This is a genomic window from Streptomyces sp. NPDC088707 (genome assembly GCF_044752725.1).
Lineage (GTDB): Bacteria > Actinomycetota > Actinomycetes > Streptomycetales > Streptomycetaceae > Streptomyces.
Genome location: NZ_JBIVLV010000011.1, coordinates 257,756 through 275,328 on the forward strand (window position 1 = coordinate 257,756; position 17,573 = coordinate 275,328).

Consider the following 17,573-nt stretch of genomic DNA (forward strand, 5'->3'; position numbering starts at 1 on the left):
TCTTCGGGAGAATCCGCCGTGACCGAGCAGCCCCTCTCCGAGCACAGCGCAGATGTGATCGTCGTCGGGGCGGGCCCGGCCGGCTCGACCACCGCGTACTACCTCGCCAAGGCCGGACTGGACGTCCTCCTCCTGGAGAAGACCGCGTTCCCCCGCGAGAAGGTCTGCGGCGACGGCCTCACCCCCCGCGCCACCAAGCAGCTCGTCTCCATGGGCATCGACATCTCCGAAGAGGCCGGCTGGCTGCGGAACAAGGGCCTGCGGATCATCGGCGGCGGCGTCCGCCTGGAGCTCGACTGGCCGGAACTCGCCTCGTACCCGGACTACGGACTCGTCCGCAAGCGCGACGACTTCGACGAGCAGCTCGCCCGCCAGGCCCAGAAGGCCGGCGCGCGCCTCTACGAGCGCTGCAACGTCGGCGCCCCGATCATCGACGACCGTACGGGCCGGATCACCGGCGTCCACGCCAAGCTCGGCGAGGAGAAGCGCGAGGTCACCTTCCACGCCCCGCTCGTCGTCGCCGCCGACGGCAACTCCACCCGGATCTCCCTGGCGATGGGCCTGCACCGGCGCGAGGACCGCCCGATGGGCGTCGCCGTCCGCACGTACTTCACCTCGCCCCGGCACGACGACGACTACCTGGAGTCCTGGCTGGAGCTGTGGGACCGGCGCGGCCCGCAGGACCGGCTCCTGCCCGGCTACGGCTGGATCTTCGGCATGGGCGACGGCACGTCCAACGTCGGCCTCGGCATCCTCAACTCCTCCAAGGCCTTCCGCGAGCTGGACTGGCGCGAGGTCCTCAAGGCCTGGTGCGCCTCGATGCCGGAGGACTGGGGCTTCACCCCGGACAACATGACGATGCCCATCCGCGGCGCCGCCCTCCCGATGGCCTTCAACCGCCAGCCGCACTACACCAAGGGCCTGCTGCTCGTCGGCGACGCCGGCGGCCTCGTCAACCCGTTCAACGGCGAGGGCATCGCGTACGCCATGGAGTCCGGCCAGATCGCGGCCGACGTCATCGTCCAGGCCCACGCCCGCGCGACCCCCGCCCAGCGCGAACTCGCCCTGCGGAACTACCCGCAGGTCCTCAAGGACACCTACGGCGGCTACTACACGCTCGGCCGCGCCTTCGTGAAGCTCATCGGCAACCCGAAGGTCATGAAGATCGCGACCCAGCGCGGCCTGACCCACCCGCTGCTCATGAAGTTCACGCTGAAGATGCTGGCGAACCTGACCGACCCGTCGGGCGGCGACGCCATGGACCGCATCATCAACGGACTCTCGAAGGTGGCCCCGAAGGCCTGAACGACCGCCGGTAGCCGGACGGGGACACCCCGACGGCACGGGTGAAGTGACGGCGCAGATTGGCCGCCGAGCCCAGCCCGCTGTGATCGCCGACCAGCTCCACGGGCAGGTCGGTGGACTCGAGGAGGGTCTGGGCGCGGGCCACCCGCTGCTGGAGCAGCCACTGCAGCGGGGTGGTCCCGTACTCCTCGCGCACCCGCCGGTGGAAGGTGCGCGGGCTCATCCGGGCCCGCGCGGCCAGCTCCTCCACGGTCAGCGGCTCGGCCAGGTGCTCGGTCGCCCACTGCAGGACGGGCCCCAGGCTGTCGTCGTCGCTCGGCGGGAGCGGCGCCTCGATGAACTGCGCCTGGCCGCCGGGGCGGTGGGCCGGGACGACGAGGCGACGGGCGAGCTGCCCGGCGACGGTCGCCCCGAGGTCCGTACGCACCAGGTGCAGGCAGAGGTCGAGCGCGGCGGTGGCTCCGGCGCTGGTCAGGACGGACCCCTCGTCCGTGTAGAGGACCGAGTCGTCCACGATCACCTCGGGGTGGCGGGCGGCCAGTTGCGCACTGTGCTGCCAGTGCGCGGTGGCCCGGCGGCCGTCGAGGATGCCGGCGGCGGCGAGCGCGAAGGCGCCGGTGCACAGCGACACCATCCGGGCGCCGGAGGCGGCTGCGGCGCGCAGCGCCCCGACCAGCTCGGCCGGCACCTCCTCGCCGTCGTCCACGACCGCGTCGGGCACGGACGGCACGATGACGGTGTCCGCGCCCACGAGTCCGTCGAGACCGTGGTCGGTCCGCACGGAGAAGACGCCGCCCTCGCCGGAGTCCCCGCACAGCCGCAGCCGGTACCAGGGGTCGGCGAGGTCCGGATGCGGGATGCCGAAGACCCCGAGCGCCAGGGAGAGTTCGTACAGCTCCCACAACGACGTTCCGATCCGCCGGTCCGGTACGACGGCGATGGCGACGGTCCCTGCGTCCATGCCGCCGACCGTACGGCAGGAATCGTGCGGTCGTCGTCGGTCCTGCCACTGTCGTCCGGATTCCGCCGTTGAGAGCGTGGATTCCATGAACGCACAGAACGTCGACGCATCTGACGCCGACGCACAGAACGCCGACGCGCCCGCCTCCGACGCACAGAACACCGACCCACAGAACACCGACGCGCCCGACTCCGACGCACAGAGCATCACGGTCATCGGCCTCGGCCAGATGGGCTCCGCCCTCGCCGGCGCCTTCCTCGCCGCCGGCCACCGCACCACCGTCTGGAACCGCACCCCGGGGAAGGCGGACTCCCTCGTCACCCGGGGCGCCGTCCGCGCCGCCTCCGTCGCCAAGGCCGTCGAGGCGAGCGAGCTCGTCGTGCTCTGCGTCCTCGACTACCCGGCCGTACGCGGCCTCCTGGCCCCCGTCGCCGGGTCACTGCGGGGCCGGGTCCTGGTCAACCTCACCTCCGGTTCACCGGAGCAGGCCCGCGCCGAGGCGGAGTGGGCCGCCGAGCACGGTGTCGGCTATCTCGACGGAGCCGTCATGACGACCCCGCCGGGGGTCGGCGACAGCGCCAGCATGTTCCTCTACTCGGGCTCGCCCGAGCTGCTCGCCGGGCACCGCGCGACGCTGGCCGTCCTCGGCGACCCGGTGGACCTCGGCCCGGACGCGGGGCTCGCCTCGCTCTACGACGCGGGGCTGCTCGGCCTCATGTGGTCCGTCTTCGGCGGCTGGCTGCACGCGACCGCCCTCGCGGGCGCGGACGGGGTGCCGGCCCGGGACTTCACGGCGGTGGCCACCCGCTGGTTGAAGACGGTCGCCTGGTTCATGACGACGTACGCCGAGCAGATCGACGAGGGGAAGTACCCGGGAGACGACGCCACGATCGACGTCCAGGTGGCGACGATCGGGCACCTGCTGCACGCGGGGGAGGCGCGGGGCATCGACAACCGGCTGCCGGAGCTGCACCTGGAGCTGATGCGCGCGGCGGTCGAGGCGGGGCACGGAGGGGACAGCTACGCCCGGATCATCGAGAACTTCCGCATGTAGGACGTACACGACGGAATCGGGCTGAACAGGGAAAAGCCGTCACTCCCCCGAGGAGTGACGGCCTTTCGTGTGCCGTGAGTGCGGGTCGGTCAGAGGAGACGGACCGCGCCGGAGGGCATGTCCCAGTCCAGGGAGCGCTCGACGACACCGGTCGACGAGTTCTGCGCGCCGACGTAGTTGCCGCCGCCCACGTAGATCGCGACGTGGTACGAGCCGCTGCGGCTGCCCCAGTACAGGATGTCGCCCGGCTGAAGGTTGCTCAGGGAGACGGAGGTGCCCATGCTCGACTGGTCGTACGAGATGCGGGGCAGGTCGATGCCGGCCTGGCGGTAGGCGGCCTGGACGAGCCCGGAGCAGTCCCAGGAGTTGGGGCCGGTGCCGCCGGTGACGTACGAGTCGCCGACCTGGGCGCGGGCGAAGGCCACGATCGCGGCGGCGGAGCCGGAGGGGGCCTGCGTCTGGCTCTCGCCGGAACCGGCGGAGGAGCCGGAGTCCGAGGAGTCGCCGCTCGCCGACGTGGAGGTGAGCTGGGTGCGCTCACTGGTGCGTGAGGCGCGCTCCTGGGCGTCCTTGCGCTCCTGCTCGGCCTTGGCCTCGGCCTCGGCCTTGAGGCGGGCCTTCTCGGCCTTCTCGGCGGCGGCCTTGCGGTCGGCCTCCGCCTTGGCCTTCTTGGCCTCCTTGGCGGCCTTCTGCAGCGCCAGGTTCTCCTGCGTCTGGAGGCTCTGGTCGAGCGCCTCCTGCTGGGAGGCCTCGGCGGAGGCGGCGACGGCGGAGGCGAGACCGGTGCCGGTCTCGAGCGAGCCCAGGGTGGGCATTTCGATGGTCTCGGTCACCGGCTCGGCATTCGCCGGCCCGGCAGCACCGGCCACCGCGATGGTGCCGAGGACGCCACCGGCAACTCCGGCTCGCAGCGCGAGCTTCGAGGCGCTGCGGCGGGGCTTCCGGTGGCTGGGTATGTGAGCGGTGTGGGACATGAGGACAACCGCTATCAGGGCTTCACGGTTCCCTTCAAGAAACGTGGGTTGCGCCACAGTTACGTTCGGAATCTCGTAATCCGCTTCTGTGACGCCCTTATTGACGCCGTAACGGGCAAATCGGGCACAGCTCATCTGGCCCTTGATCACGGGTTTTCAATGAAACGCCCGAATTGCCCGACGCTTACCATCTCTTGACGCATGTGGCCAAGCCCCATGTTTTTCGAGGCTTCGAGGCGTGATGCAGGTCACACTCCTGTCTCACGAACGCTCGTGAACGGGCGCACGCGTCCACCGCCGTACGCGGGACCCCCCGACCGGGCGACGGGCGGTTCCTTTATCACCCGGATGCGTCCATCGCCAATTTGCCTGTAGTGACCATCACTTGATAGTGCGACACTCCCTCCGATCTGCGATTTCCGGTCCGGATGTCACATCTGGTGATCACCTGGGCGCTTCGCGCAACAAGATCACCGCTCATCCGACTTCATGATCCTTCGTCAGGTGGTGGAGATCACAAAGTCGTTGGTGTACCCCGTGTCGCAGATCACAGAGGGGCAGGCATAAGATGCGGGGCAGCCGGGCTTGTGAACTGCCTCACATGGGGGCGATCTTTCACGGTCCGGCCGTGCGGTCCAACGGTCAAGGACGACTGGAAGGAGCGAGGAGCGTGAATGCGTACGCGCCCGTCCTCGTGCTCGGTGCCCTGGGTGCGGGGTTTGCGATCTTCTCCGTGGTCATGGCCACGCTTATCGGGCCAAAGCGGTACAACAGGGCAAAGCTTGAGGCGTACGAGTGCGGCATCGAGCCGACACCCACTCCCGCCGGAGGCGGCCGCTTCCCGATCAAGTACTACCTGACGGCGATGCTCTTCATCGTCTTCGACATCGAGATCGTCTTCCTCTACCCCTGGGCGGTCACCTTCGACGCCCTGGGGCTTTTCGGGCTCGTGGAGATGCTGCTCTTCGTGCTCACCGTCTTCGTCGCCTACGCGTATGTGTGGCGTCGCGGCGGCCTGGAATGGGACTGAGGGGCTGAGGGGCACCTATGGGACTCGAAGAGAAACTCCCGAGCGGCTTTCTGCTGACGACGGTCGAACAGGCCGCGGGCTGGGTGCGCAAGGCGTCCGTGTTCCCCGCGACCTTCGGCCTCGCCTGCTGCGCCATCGAGATGATGACCACCGGAGCCGGCCGGTACGACCTGGCCCGCTTCGGCATGGAGGTCTTCCGCGGCTCACCGCGCCAGGCCGACCTGATGATCGTGGCCGGCCGGGTCAGCCAGAAGATGGCGCCCGTCCTGAGGCAGGTCTACGACCAGATGCCCAACCCCAAGTGGGTGATCTCCATGGGCGTCTGCGCCTCCTCGGGCGGCATGTTCAACAACTACGCGATCGTCCAGGGCGTCGACCACATCGTGCCGGTCGACATCTACCTGCCCGGCTGCCCGCCGCGGCCGGAGATGCTGCTCGACGCGATCCTCAAGCTCCACCAGAAGATCCAGGACTCCAAGCTCGGCGTGAACGCCGAGGAGGCGGCCCGGGAGGCGGAGGAGGCGGCGCTCAAGGCACTGCCGACGATTGAACTGAAGGGTCTGCTCCGGTGAGCGACGCACGCGCGGCCGCCGGGCCGCAGAAAGCAACGATGCCGGCACCTCTGCGCAGCGCGGGCGGAGAAGGGAACGGTTCAGCACAGTGAGCGACGAGACACCCAATCCCGAGAAGGACCTCAGCGCGCAGAACCTGCCGGGGCAGCGCGGGGAGCACGGCGAGGAGGTCCGCGTCCAGCGCGGCATGTTCGGCGCCAACAACGGCGGCGACACCTCCGGCTACGGCGGACTCGTCCGCTCGATCCGGCTCCCCGGACCGGCCTCCCGCCCCTACGGCGGCTGGTTCGACGAGGTGGCCGACGAACTCGAGGGCGCCCTGGAGGAGCAGGGTCTGCTCCCCGGGAACGCCATCGAGAAGACGGTCGTCGACCGCGGCGAGCTCACCTTCCACATCGAGCGGGAGCACCTCGTCCGCGTCGCCCGGACCCTCCGCGACGACCCGGCGCTCCGCTTCGAGCTGTGCACCGGCGTCTCGGGCGTCCACTACCCGGGCGACAAGGGCCGCGAGCTGCACGCCGTCTACCACCTGCGCTCGCTCACCCACGGCCGGCTGATCCGCCTGGAGACGTCCGCCCCGGACACCGACCCGCACCTGCCGTCGCTCGTCGCGGTCTACCCGACGAACGACTGGCACGAGCGCGAGACGTACGACTTCTTCGGCATCGTCTTCGACGGCCACCCCGCCCTCACCCGGATCATGATGCCGGACGACTGGCAGGGCCACCCGCAGCGCAAGGACTACCCCCTCGGCGGCATCGCCATCGAGTACAAGGGCGCCCAGATCCCGGCTCCGGACCAGCGGAGGTCGTACAGCTGATGTCCACGTCCCACGCGTCTCCCCGAGAGACGACAGAAGGCACCGTCTACACGGTGACCGGCGGCGACTGGGAAGAGGTCGTCCAGTCGGCGGCCAAGGCCGACGACGAGCGCATCATCGTCAACATGGGCCCCCAGCACCCGTCCACCCACGGCGTGCTCCGGCTGATCCTGGAGATCGACGGTGAGACCGTCACCGAGGCCCGCTGCGGCATCGGCTACCTCCACACCGGCATCGAGAAGAACCTCGAGTACCGGACCTGGACGCAGGGCACCACCTTCGTCACGCGCATGGACTACCTCACCTCGTTCTACAACGAGACGGCGTACTGCCTCGGCGTGGAGAAGCTGCTCGGCATCACCGACCAGATCCCGGACCGGGCCAGCATCATCCGCGTCCTGCTGATGGAGCTCAACCGGCTCTCCTCCCACCTGGTGTGCATCGCCACCGGCGGCATGGAGCTCGGCGCCACCACGATCATGATCTACGGCTTCCGGGACCGCGAGATGATCCTGGACCTGTACGAGCTGATCACCGGTCTGCGCATGAACCACGCGTTCATCCGCCCCGGCGGCCTCGCCCAGGACCTGCCGCCCGGCGCCGTCGACGCCGTGCGCGAGTTCGTGAAGACCATGAAGAAGAACCTGCCGGAGTACGACAAGCTCGCCACCGGCAACCCCATCTTCAAGGCCCGCATGCAGGACGTCGGCTACCTCGACCTCACCGGCTGCATGGCGCTCGGCGCCACCGGACCGATCCTGCGCTCGGCGGGTCTCCCGCACGACCTGCGCAAGACCGACCCGTACTGCGGCTACGAGGACTACGACTTCGAGGTCCCCACCGCCGACACCTGCGACTCCTACGGACGCTTCCTCGTCCGCCTGGAGGAGATGCGCCAGTCACTCCGGATCGTCGAGCAGTGCCTCGACCGTCTGGAGCCGGGCGAGGTCATGGTCGGCGACAAGAAGATCGCCTGGCCCGCGCAGCTCGCGCTCGGCGCCGACGGCCTCGGCAACTCGATGGACCACATCGCGAAGATCATGGGCACCTCGATGGAGGCCCTGATCCACCACTTCAAGCTGGTCACCGAGGGCTTCCGGGTCCCGGCCGGACAGGCCTACGCGGCCGTCGAGTCGCCCAAGGGCGAGCTCGGCGTGCACGTCGTCTCCGACGGCGGCACCCGCCCCTTCCGGGTCCACTTCCGCGACCCGTCGTTCACCAACCTCCAGGCCATGGCCGCGATGTGCGAGGGCGGCCAGGTCGCCGACGTCATCGTCGCCGTCGCCTCCATCGACCCCGTGATGGGAGGCGTCGACCGATGACCGACCAGATCAGCCTGGGCATGCCCCAGCTCCCCGCCCCCGCGTACCCGGCCGAGGTCCACGCCCGCCTGACCGAGGACGCCCGGGCGATCATCGACCGCTACCCGGACTCCCGCTCCGCGCTCCTGCCGATGCTGCACCTCGTGCAGTCGGAGGAGGGCCATGTCACCCGTACCGGCATGGCGTTCTGCGCCGAGACCCTCGGTCTGACCACCGCCGAGGTCACCGCCGTCGCCACCTTCTACACGATGTACCGGCGCAAGCCGTCCGGCGACTACCAGGTCGGCGTCTGTACGAACACGCTCTGCGCGGTCATGGGCGGCGACGCCATCTTCGAGGAGCTCAAGGAGCACCTCGCCGTCGGCAACAACGAGACCACCGACGACGGCAAGATCACGCTCGAACACATCGAGTGCAACGCGGCCTGCGACTTCGCCCCCGTGGTGATGGTCAACTGGGAGTTCTTCGACAACCAGACCCCCGAGTCCGCCAAGCGCATGGTCGACGACCTGCGGGCCGGCCGGACCGTCGAACCCACCCGCGGCGCCCCGATCTGCACCTTCAAGGAGACCGCCCGCATCCTCGCCGGCTTCCCCGACGAGCGCCCCGGCGCCGTCGAGGCCACCGGCGGCGCGGGGCCGGCCTCGCTCGTGGGACTCCGACTCGCCAAGGGCGAGCAGCCGCACCACCGAATCGTCCACCCGCGCGGTGAGACCTCCGGTCAGGAGGGGGAGTGATGACCTTGGCCGCCGAGATCAACAACAGCAGCCCCGAGAAGCTCCTTTCGCCCGTCCTCTCCGCCTTCTGGGACCAGCCGGAATCCTGGACCCTGGAGACCTACGAGCGGCACGAGGGATACCAGGGGCTCAGGCGGGCCCTCGCGATGAGCCCCGACGCCCTCATCGCGTACGTCAAGGAATCGGGCCTCCGCGGACGCGGCGGCGCCGGCTTCCCCACCGGCATGAAGTGGCAGTTCATCCCGCAGGGCGACGGCAAGCCGCACTACCTCGTCGTCAACGCCGACGAGTCGGAGCCCGGCACCTGCAAGGACATCCCCCTCCTCTTCGCCAACCCGCACTCCCTCATCGAGGGAATGATCATCGCCTGCTACGCGATCCGCTCCGAGCACGCGTTCATCTACCTGCGCGGCGAGGTCGTCCCCGTGCTGCGCCGCCTCCACGAGGCGGTGCGCGAGGCGTACGCCGCCGGCTTCCTCGGCCGGGACATCCTCGGCAGCGGGCTGAACCTGGACATCACCGTGCACGCCGGCGCCGGCGCGTACATCTGCGGTGAGGAGACCGCGCTGCTCGACTCGCTCGAAGGGCGCCGCGGCCAGCCCCGGCTGCGCCCGCCCTTCCCGGCGGTCGCCGGTCTGTACGCCTGCCCCACCGTGGTGAACAACGTCGAGTCCATCGCGTCCGTTCCCGCGATCCTCAACAAGGGCAAGGACTGGTTCACCTCGATGGGCAGCGAGAAGTCCCCGGGCTTCACGCTGTACTCGCTGTCCGGGCACGTCACCTCGCCCGGCCAGTACGAGGCCCCCCTCGGCATCACCCTGCGCCAGCTCCTCGACATGAGCGGCGGCATGCGCGCCGGCCACCGGCTCAAGTTCTGGACGCCCGGCGGCTCCTCCACCCCGATGTTCACCGACGAGCACCTCGACGTGCCCCTCGACTACGAGGGCGTCGGCGCCGCCGGATCGATGCTCGGCACCAAGGCACTCCAGTGCTTCGACGAGACCACCTGCGTCGTCCGGGCCGTCACCCGCTGGACCGAGTTCTACGCCCACGAGTCCTGCGGCAAGTGCACACCCTGCCGCGAAGGCACGTACTGGCTCGTCCAGTTGCTCCGTGACATCGAGGCCGGCAAGGGCAAGCTGTCCGACCTCGACAAGCTCAACGACATCGCCGACAACATCAACGGCAAGTCGTTCTGCGCCCTCGGCGACGGCGCCGCCTCGCCGATCTTCTCCTCGCTCAAGTACTTCCGCGACGAGTACGAGCAGCACATCACCGGCCGCGGCTGCCCCTTCGACCCGGCCAAGTCGACCGCCTGGGCGGACAACCACAAGGAGGTGACCGCATGACCGTCACCACGCCCCAGCCCGCCGGCGGCGGCAGCCCGGCCGTACCGCCGGAGGATCTCGTCTCGCTGACGATCGACGGCATCGAGATCTCCGTCCCCAAGGGGACCCTGGTCATCCGCGCCGCCGAACAGCTCGGCATCGAGATCCCGCGCTTCTGCGACCACCCGCTCCTCGACCCCGCCGGCGCCTGCCGCCAGTGCATCGTCGAGGTCGAGGGCCAGCGCAAGCCGATGGCCTCCTGCACCATCACCTGCACCGACGGCATGGTGGTGAAGTCGCAGCTGACCAGCCCCGTCGCCGAGAAGGCCCAGCACGGTGTGATGGAGCTGCTGCTCGTCAACCACCCGCTGGACTGCCCGGTCTGCGACAAGGGCGGCGAGTGCCCCCTGCAGAACCAGGCCATGTCCCACGGGCAGTCCGAGTCCCGCTTCGAGGGCGTCAAGCGCACCTACGAGAAGCCGATCCCGATCTCCACCCAGGTGCTGCTCGACCGCGAGCGCTGCGTCCTCTGCGCCCGCTGCACCCGCTTCTCCAACCAGGTCGCCGGCGACCCGATGATCGAACTCATCGAGCGCGGCGCCCTCCAGCAGGTCGGCACCGGCGAAGGCGACCCCTTCGAGTCGTACTTCTCCGGCAACACCATCCAGATCTGCCCGGTCGGCGCCCTCACCTCGGCCGCCTACCGCTTCCGCTCCCGCCCCTTCGACCTCGTCTCCACGCCGTCCGTGTGCGAGCAGTGCGCCGGCGGCTGCGCCACCCGCACCGACCACCGGCGCGGCAAGGTCATGCGGCGGCTCGCCGCCGACGACCCCGAGGTCAACGAGGAGTGGATCTGCGACAAGGGCCGCTTCGGCTTCCGGTACGCCCAGCAGCGCGACCGGCTCACCACCCCGCTGGTCCGCAACGCCGGCACCGGTGAACTGGAGCCGGCGTCCTGGCCCGAGGCCCTGGAGGCGGCCGCCCGCGGACTCGTCCGCGGCCGCACCGGCGTCCTCACCGGCGGCAGGCTGACCGTCGAGGACTCCTACGCGTACGCCAAGTTCGCCCGGGTCGCCCTCGACACCAACGACATCGACTTCCGGGCCCGGATCCACTCCGGCGAGGAGGCCGACTTCCTGGCCTCCGCCGTCGCCGGACGAGGCCGCGACCTGGACCGCACGGGCGTCACGTACACCTCGCTCGAAGCCGCCCCGGCCGTCCTCCTCGTCGGCCTGGAGGCCGAGGAGGAGGCCCCCGGCGTCTTCCTGCGGCTCCGCAAGGCCTGGCGCAAGCACGGCCAGAAGACCTACGCGGTCGCCGCCTTCGCCACCCGCGGCCTGGAGAAGGCGGGCGGCACCCTGCTGCCCGCCGCCCCCGGCACCGAGACCGAGTGGCTCGACGCCCTCACCTCCCGGGTCGGCCTCGAAGGCGACGGACTCGCCGCCGCCGAGGCCCTCCGTCAGGAAGGCGCGGTCCTCGTCGTCGGCGAGCGCCTCGCCGGCGTCCCCGGCGCCCTGACCGCCGCCCTGCGCGCCTCCGCCGCCACCGGCGCCCGGCTCGTGTGGATCCCGCGCCGCTCCGGCGAACGCGGAGCCGTCGAGGCCGGAGCGCTCCCCGCGCTGCTGCCCGGCGGCCGGCCCGCGACCAACCCACGCGCGCGTGAGGAGGTCGCCGCCGCCTGGGGCGTCCGCGAACTCCCGCACGGCTACGGCCGCGACACCGGCCAGATCGTGGAGGCCGCCGCCACCGGCGAACTCGCCGCCCTGCTCGTCGGCGCCGTCGAGGTCTCCGACCTCCCGGACCCGGAACGCGCGCGCGAGGCACTCGACGCGGCCTTCGTCGTCTCCCTGGAGCTGCGGCCCAGCGAGGTCACCGCACGCGCCGACGTCGTCCTCCCGGTCGCCGCCGTCGCCGAGAAGCCCGGCACCTTCCTCAACTGGGAGGGCAGGGCCCGGATGTTCGAGGCCGCGCTCAAGCCCGAGCAGATGACCCGGCCGCCGGCCCCGGCTGACGCGCGCGTGCTCCACATGCTCGCCGACGCCCTCGACGCCCACCTGGCGCTGCCCGACCTCAGGGCCGTACGCCGGGAACTCGACCGGCTCGGCGGCTGGACGGAGGAGCGGGCCTCCGAGCCCGTCGAACCCGGCCAGGCCGCGCCCCGGCCCGGCGACGGCGAGGCCGTCCTCGCCGGCCACCGGATGCTCCTCGACCTCGGCCGGCTCCAGGAGGGCGACACGGCCCTCGCGGGCACCCGGCACGCGGCCGTCGCCCGGCTCTCCGCCGCCACCGCCGCCGACACCGGCGTCAAGGACGGCGACACCCTCGAAGTCACCGGCCCCGCGGGCTCCGTCGCCTTCCCGCTGCAGGTCACCGAGATGCCCGACCGCGTCGTCTGGCTCCCGCTGAACTCGGCCGGGCGCGGTGTCCTCTCCGACACCGGCGCCCACCCCGGCGACCTGGTCCGCATCGGCCCGGCGACCCCGAGCCCCTTCGACGTCACGGAGGTGCAGGCATGACCACGCCGCTCGCCGCCGAAGACCTGTCCATGTTCGGTACGGACCCCTGGTGGCTCGTCCTGATCAAGGCCGTCTTCTGCTTCGCCTTCCTGATGATCACCGTGCTGTTCTCCATCGTGTGGGAACGCAAGGTCGTCGCCTGGATGCAGCTGCGCATCGGCCCCAACCGGCACGGCCCCTGGGGCCTCCTCCAGTCCCTCGCGGACGGCGTCAAGCTGATGCTCAAGGAGGACGTGATCGTCAAGAAGGCCGACAAGGTCGTCTACGTCCTCGCCCCGATCATCGCCGCCATCCCGGCGTTCATGGCGATCGCCGTGATCCCCTTCGGACCGGCCGGCAACGAGGTGTCGATCTTCGGCCAGCGCACCTCCATGCAGCTCACCGACCTGCCGATCGCGATGCTGTACGTCCTCGCGGTCGCCTCCGTCGGCATCTACGGCATCGTCCTCGCCGGCTGGTCGTCCGGCTCCACGTACCCGCTGCTCGGCGGTCTGCGCTCCTGCGCGCAGATGATCTCGTACGAGATCGCCATGGGCGCGGCCTTCGCCTCCGTCTTCCTCTACTCGGGGTCGATGTCGACCTCGGCGATCGTCGAGGCGCAGGCGGACCGCTGGTTCGTGATCCTGCTGCCGGTCTCGTTCATCATCTACATCGTCACGATGGTCGGTGAGACGAACCGCGCCCCGTTCGACATGCCGGAGTCCGAGGGCGACCTCGTCGGCGGCTTCAACACCGAGTACTCGTCCATCAAGTTCGCGCTGTTCATGCTCGCCGAGTACGTGAACATGGTGACGGTCTCCGCCGTGTCGGTGACGCTCTTCCTGGGCGGCTGGCGGGCCCCGTACCCGGTCTCCACCTTCTGGGAGGGCGCGAACCACGGCTGGTGGCCGATGCTCTGGTTCGTCATCAAGGTGCAGCTGCTGCTCTTCTTCTTCATCTGGCTCCGCGGCACGCTGCCCCGCGTCCGCTACGACCAGCTGATGAAGCTCGGCTGGAAGGTCCTCATCCCGGTCTCCGTGGTCTGGCTGATGCTGGTCGCCACCGTCCGGGCCCTGCGGAACGAGAACATCGCCTTCGGCAACATCGTCCTGTACGTCGCCGGAGCCGTCCTCGGACTGCTGCTGCTGTCCTTCGTGGTCGACGTGTTCCGCGACCGGAAGGCGAAGGCCGCGGCGCCCCCGCCGGAGGACACCCGCTCCTTCGACCCGATGGCCGGAGGCTTCCCCGTACCGCCCAAGCCCGGACAGTCCCTGCCGCCCGTGCCCCGGCGCAGGCCGCGGCAGGACCGGGACCTCGTTGCCAGTGGCGCCCCCGATACCGCTCCTGCGAGTGATGGAAAGGAGACGGACGGTGTCTGATTTCCAGAATCCGGTGGCCGGCTTCGGCGTGACCTTCAAGGCCATGTTCAAGAAGCGGCTGACCGAGCAGTACCCGGAGCAGCCGAAGACGACGGCGCCCCGCTTCCACGGCCGGCACCAGCTCAACCGTCACCCCGACGGTCTGGAGAAGTGCGTCGGCTGCGAGCTGTGCGCCTGGGCCTGTCCCGCCGACGCCATCTACGTCGAGGGCGCGGACAACACGGACGAGGAGCGCTACTCCCCGGGCGAGCGGTACGGCCGCGTCTACCAGATCAACTACGCCCGCTGCATCCTCTGCGGACTGTGCATCGAGGCCTGCCCCACCCGGGCGCTGACGATGACCAACGAGTTCGAACTGGCCGACTCCTCCCGCGAGAACCTGATCTACACCAAGGAGCAGCTCCTCGCGGGCCTCGAGGACACCATGGTCGACTCGCCGCACGCGATCTTCCCGGGCATGACGGAGCAGGACTACTACCTGGGCCTCGTCGAAGGGGCCGCACCCGGGACCGTCCGCCAGGTCGCCGTGTCCAAGGGGGAGAAGGGCGAGCCGGAGGGGGCGGGCGCATGAGCAACCTCGCGGCCTACGCCACCTCGTCCGGTGAGGCCTTCCAGTTCTGGGTCCTCGGGACCGTCGCCGTCGTCGGCGCCCTGTGCACGATCCTGATGAGGCGGGCCGTGCATTCGGCCCTCTGTCTCGCCGGAACCATGATCATCCTGGCGGTCTTCTACCTGGCCAACGGCGCGTACTTCCTCGGCATCGTCCAGATCGTCGTCTACACCGGCGCGATCATGATGCTCTTCCTCTTCGTCGTCATGCTGGTCGGTGTCACGGCCGCGGACTCGCTGAAGGAGACCATCAAGGGCCAGCGCTGGTGGGCCGTCGCCTGCGGCCTCGGCTTCGGCATCCTGCTCGCCGCCGGCATCGGCAACGCCTCGCTGAAGGAGTTCGCCGGACTCGGCGCCGCCAACAGCGCGTACGGCGGAAACGTCGAGGGCCTCGCGGCCCTCATCTTCACCAAGTACGTCTTCGCCTTCGAGATCACCGGCGCGCTCCTCATCACCGCCGCCGTCGGCGCGATGGTGCTCACGCACCGCGAGCGCACCGAGAAGGCCCGCACCCAGCGGGAGCTGGCCGAGCAGCGCGTACGCGAGGGCACGCACGTGCCGCCGCTGCCCGCGCCCGGCGTCTACGCCCGGCACAACGCCGTGGACATCGCCGGTCTGCTGCCCGACGGCACGCCCGCGGAGCTCACCGTCATGCAGACCCTGCGCAAGCGGGGCCAGATCCGGGACGTTTCCACCGAGGCCCTCGCCGACCTCAAGGCCCTGGAGCAGCGCTCCGAGGAGCGGCTCGGCCGGGACCGGGACGAAGAGGAGGCCACCCGGTGAATCCCGTCAACTACCTGTACCTCGCCGCCCTGCTGTTCACCATCGGCGCGGTCGGGGTCCTGATCCGGCGCAACGCGATCGTGGTCTTCATGTGCGTCGAGCTCATGCTCAACGCCTGCAACCTCGCGTTCGTCACCTTCTCCCGCATGCACGGAAACCTCGACGGCCAGATCATCGCGTTCTTCACGATGGTCGTCGCCGCCGCGGAGGTCGTCGTCGGGCTCGCGATCATCGTGTCCGTCTTCCGTGCCCGCCACTCGGCCTCGGTCGACGACGCCAGCCTGATGAAGCTGTGAGGGGCTGACCGTGGAAAATCTCATTGCGCTGCTCATCGGGGCGCCCCTGCTCGGCGCGGCCGTCCTGCTCCTGGGCGGACGGCGGCTCGACAAGGCCGGGCACTGGATCGGCACGCTCTTCGCGGCCGCCTCCTTCGCCATCGGCCTCGCGCTCTTCGCCGACATGCTCGGCAGGAGCGCCGACGACCGGGCCCTGCACCAGCGGCTCTTCACCTGGATCCCCGTCGAGGGCTTCCAGGCGGACATGGCCTTCCAGCTCGACCAGCTGTCGATGACCTTCGTCCTGCTGATCAGCGGGGTCGGCACGCTCATCCACGTCTACTCCATCGGATACATGGAGCACGACGAGCGCCGCCGCCGCTTCTTCGGCTACCTCAACCTGTTCGTCGCGGCGATGCTCCTGCTCGTCCTCGCCGACAACTACCTGCTCCTGTACTTCGGCTGGGAGGGCGTCGGCCTCGCCTCGTACCTCCTGATCGGCTTCTGGCAGCACAAGCCCACCGCGGCCACCGCCGCGAAGAAGGCCTTCCTGGTCAACAGGGTCGGCGACATGGGCCTCTCCATCGCCATCATGATCATGTTCACCACCTTCGGCACCTTCGCCTTCGGGCCGGTGCTGGCGTCGACCGGCGAGGCCGGCGAGGGCACGCTGACCGCGATCGGTCTGATGCTGCTCCTCGCCGCCTGCGGCAAGTCGGCCCAGGTGCCGCTGCAGTCCTGGCTCGGGGACGCGATGGAGGGCCCGACCCCGGTCTCGGCCCTCATCCACGCGGCCACGATGGTGACCGCCGGTGTCTATCTGATCGTCCGCTCCGCCGACATCTTCAACGCCGCGCCCGACGCGCAGCTCGTCGTCACCATCGTGGGCGCGGTCACGCTCCTCTTCGGTGCGATCGTCGGTTGCGCGAAGGACGACATCAAGAAGGCCCTCGCCGGCTCGACGATGTCGCAGATCGGCTACATGATCCTGGCCGCCGGCCTGGGCCCCATCGGCTACGTCTTCGCGATCATGCACCTGGTGACCCACGGCTTCTTCAAGGCCGGTCTGTTCCTCGGCGCCGGTTCGGTCATGCACGGCATGAACGACGAGGTCGACATGCGGAAGTACGGCGGCCTGCGGAAGTACATGCCGGTCACCTTCATCACCTTCGGTCTCGGCTACCTCGCGATCATCGGCTTCCCCGGTCTGTCCGGCTTCTTCTCCAAGGACAAGATCATCGAGGCGGCCTTCGCCAAGGGCGGCACCGAGGGCTGGATCCTCGGCTCGGTCACCCTGCTCGGCGCGGCCATCACCGCGTACTACATGACCCGCGTGATGCTGATGACCTTCTTCGGCGAGAAGCGCTGGCAGAACGACGCGGACGGCAACCCGCCGCACCCGCACGAGTCGCCCAAGTCCATGGTCGTCCCCATGGTCCTGCTCGCCGTCGGCTCCGTCGCCGCGGGCGCCTACTTCGAGTTCGCCGGCTTCGTCGAGTGGCTGGAACCGGTCACCGGCTTCGCCCACGGCCACTCGCCGCTCAGCGCCGCCGCCGTCACCACCGCCACCGTCGCCGTCATGGTGATCGGTGTCGGCCTCGCGTACGTCCAGTACGGGCGCAAGCCCGTCCCGGTCGTCGCCCCGCGCGGCTCGCTCCTCACCCGGGCCGCCCGCCGCGACCTCCTCCAGGACGACCTCAACCACGCCGTCTTCGTCCGCGGCGGCACCCACCTGACCCGCTCGCTCGTCTACGTCGACCACACCCTGGTCGACGGCGTGGTCAACGGCACTGCGGCCGGTGTCGGCGGACTCTCCGGCCGGCTGCGCAAGCTCCAGAACGGCTACGCCCGCTCGTACGCGGTCTCCATGTTCGGAGGTACGGCGGTGCTGATCGCCGCGACCCTGCTGATGAGGGCGGTGTAACTGCC

Annotated in this window: 16 protein-coding genes; 14 read left to right on the top strand and 2 right to left on the bottom strand. The window is 69.9% G+C overall.

Going from position 1 to position 17,573, the window contains the following annotated elements; genetic code table 11:
- The first annotated feature begins 18 nt into the window (after nt 1–18).
- The gene (locus tag ACIP84_RS30305) at nt 19–1,305 is read left to right on the top strand and encodes a geranylgeranyl reductase family protein (RefSeq protein ID WP_319310826.1); all 1,287 of its coding nucleotides are present in this window, start codon (nt 19–21) and stop codon (nt 1,303–1,305) included.
- Here the strand turns inward: ACIP84_RS30305 and ACIP84_RS30310 are convergent.
- On the bottom strand, nt 1,271–2,266 hold the full coding sequence (locus ACIP84_RS30310) for a GlxA family transcriptional regulator (protein ID WP_401802092.1): 996 nt from the start codon (nt 2,264–2,266) through the stop codon (nt 1,271–1,273). The genes ACIP84_RS30305 and ACIP84_RS30310 overlap by 35 nt on opposite strands.
- 85 nt (nt 2,267–2,351) lie before the next feature.
- Between ACIP84_RS30310 and ACIP84_RS30315 the strand changes: the two genes are divergently transcribed.
- A complete protein-coding gene (locus ACIP84_RS30315) occupies nt 2,352–3,320 on the top strand; it encodes an NAD(P)-dependent oxidoreductase (protein ID WP_401802095.1) in 969 nt (322 codons plus the stop codon).
- 89 nt (nt 3,321–3,409) lie between these two features.
- Here the strand turns inward: ACIP84_RS30315 and ACIP84_RS30320 are convergent, their stop codons facing one another.
- Entirely contained in the window at nt 3,410–4,294 is an 885-nt protein-coding gene (locus ACIP84_RS30320; protein ID WP_355968131.1) for a C40 family peptidase, read from the bottom strand.
- A 670-nt stretch (nt 4,295–4,964) separates the two neighbouring features.
- Between ACIP84_RS30320 and ACIP84_RS30325 the strand changes: the two genes are divergently transcribed.
- The 12 genes from ACIP84_RS30325 to nuoL all read left to right on the top strand — a co-directional run bounded on the left by ACIP84_RS30325 (nt 4,965) and on the right by nuoL (nt 17,568).
- Nucleotides 4,965–5,324 carry an NADH-quinone oxidoreductase subunit A gene (locus tag ACIP84_RS30325; protein WP_019888619.1) on the top strand — a complete coding sequence of 120 codons (360 nt, stop codon included), beginning with the start codon at nt 4,965–4,967 and terminating at the stop codon, nt 5,322–5,324.
- A 17-nt stretch (nt 5,325–5,341) separates the two neighbouring features.
- Nucleotides 5,342–5,896: an NADH-quinone oxidoreductase subunit B family protein gene (locus ACIP84_RS30330; RefSeq protein WP_073911042.1), complete on the top strand. Its 555-nt coding sequence runs from the start codon at nt 5,342–5,344 to the stop codon at nt 5,894–5,896.
- 88 nt (nt 5,897–5,984) lie between these two features.
- A complete protein-coding gene (locus tag ACIP84_RS30335; protein ID WP_319310817.1) occupies nt 5,985–6,716 on the top strand; it encodes an NADH-quinone oxidoreductase subunit C in 732 nt (243 codons plus the stop codon).
- The gene (locus ACIP84_RS30340) at nt 6,716–8,038 is read left to right on the top strand and encodes an NADH-quinone oxidoreductase subunit D (protein WP_401802099.1); all 1,323 of its coding nucleotides are present in this window, start codon (nt 6,716–6,718) and stop codon (nt 8,036–8,038) included. The genes ACIP84_RS30335 and ACIP84_RS30340 overlap by 1 nt, the downstream gene beginning before the upstream one ends.
- Entirely contained in the window at nt 8,035–8,775 is a 741-nt protein-coding gene (gene nuoE, locus ACIP84_RS30345) for an NADH-quinone oxidoreductase subunit NuoE (protein ID WP_030318838.1), read from the top strand. The genes ACIP84_RS30340 and nuoE overlap by 4 nt, the downstream gene beginning before the upstream one ends.
- Nucleotides 8,772–10,124 (top strand): NADH-quinone oxidoreductase subunit NuoF, encoded by a 1,353-nt coding sequence (gene nuoF, locus ACIP84_RS30350; protein ID WP_355968138.1) that lies wholly within the window; start codon nt 8,772–8,774, stop codon nt 10,122–10,124. Before nuoE ends, nuoF begins: the two co-directional genes overlap by 4 nt.
- Entirely contained in the window at nt 10,121–12,619 is a 2,499-nt protein-coding gene (locus ACIP84_RS30355; RefSeq protein ID WP_401802103.1) for an NADH-quinone oxidoreductase subunit G, read from the top strand. Before nuoF ends, ACIP84_RS30355 begins: the two co-directional genes overlap by 4 nt.
- Complete coding sequence (gene nuoH / locus ACIP84_RS30360) at nt 12,616–13,977, top strand: NADH-quinone oxidoreductase subunit NuoH (RefSeq protein ID WP_355968142.1); 1,362 nt, start codon at nt 12,616–12,618, stop codon at nt 13,975–13,977. Before ACIP84_RS30355 ends, nuoH begins: the two co-directional genes overlap by 4 nt.
- Nucleotides 13,952–14,548, top strand: coding sequence for an NADH-quinone oxidoreductase subunit NuoI (gene nuoI / locus ACIP84_RS30365; protein WP_355968144.1), 597 nt, complete (start codon nt 13,952–13,954; stop codon nt 14,546–14,548). Before nuoH ends, nuoI begins: the two co-directional genes overlap by 26 nt.
- Nucleotides 14,545–15,369, top strand: a complete 825-nt coding sequence (locus ACIP84_RS30370; RefSeq protein ID WP_355968146.1) for an NADH-quinone oxidoreductase subunit J — start codon at nt 14,545–14,547, stop codon at nt 15,367–15,369. Before nuoI ends, ACIP84_RS30370 begins: the two co-directional genes overlap by 4 nt.
- Nucleotides 15,366–15,665, top strand: coding sequence for an NADH-quinone oxidoreductase subunit NuoK (nuoK, locus tag ACIP84_RS30375; protein ID WP_189800457.1), 300 nt, complete (start codon nt 15,366–15,368; stop codon nt 15,663–15,665). Before ACIP84_RS30370 ends, nuoK begins: the two co-directional genes overlap by 4 nt.
- A gap of 10 nt (nt 15,666–15,675) precedes the next feature.
- A complete protein-coding gene (gene nuoL, locus ACIP84_RS30380) occupies nt 15,676–17,568 on the top strand; it encodes an NADH-quinone oxidoreductase subunit L (RefSeq protein ID WP_401802105.1) in 1,893 nt (630 codons plus the stop codon).
- Nucleotides 17,569–17,573: the final 5 nt, after the last annotated feature.

Excerpts from the sequence above, each read along its gene's own strand:
- ACIP84_RS30310 (WP_401802092.1), bottom strand. The coding sequence starts at position 2,266 with ATGGACGCAGGGACCGTCGCCATCGCCGTCGTACCGGACCGGCGGATC.
- ACIP84_RS30315 (WP_401802095.1), top strand. The coding sequence starts at position 2,352 with ATGAACGCACAGAACGTCGACGCATCTGACGCCGACGCACAGAACGCC.
- ACIP84_RS30320 (WP_355968131.1), bottom strand. The coding sequence starts at position 4,294 with ATGTCCCACACCGCTCACATACCCAGCCACCGGAAGCCCCGCCGCAGC.
- ACIP84_RS30330 (WP_073911042.1), top strand. The coding sequence starts at position 5,342 with ATGGGACTCGAAGAGAAACTCCCGAGCGGCTTTCTGCTGACGACGGTC.
- ACIP84_RS30340 (WP_401802099.1), top strand. The coding sequence starts at position 6,716 with ATGTCCACGTCCCACGCGTCTCCCCGAGAGACGACAGAAGGCACCGTC.
- nuoE (WP_030318838.1), top strand. The coding sequence starts at position 8,035 with ATGACCGACCAGATCAGCCTGGGCATGCCCCAGCTCCCCGCCCCCGCG.
- ACIP84_RS30355 (WP_401802103.1), top strand. The coding sequence starts at position 10,121 with ATGACCGTCACCACGCCCCAGCCCGCCGGCGGCGGCAGCCCGGCCGTA.
- nuoH (WP_355968142.1), top strand. The coding sequence starts at position 12,616 with ATGACCACGCCGCTCGCCGCCGAAGACCTGTCCATGTTCGGTACGGAC.
- nuoI (WP_355968144.1), top strand. The coding sequence starts at position 13,952 with ATGGAAAGGAGACGGACGGTGTCTGATTTCCAGAATCCGGTGGCCGGC.
- ACIP84_RS30370 (WP_355968146.1), top strand. The coding sequence starts at position 14,545 with ATGAGCAACCTCGCGGCCTACGCCACCTCGTCCGGTGAGGCCTTCCAG.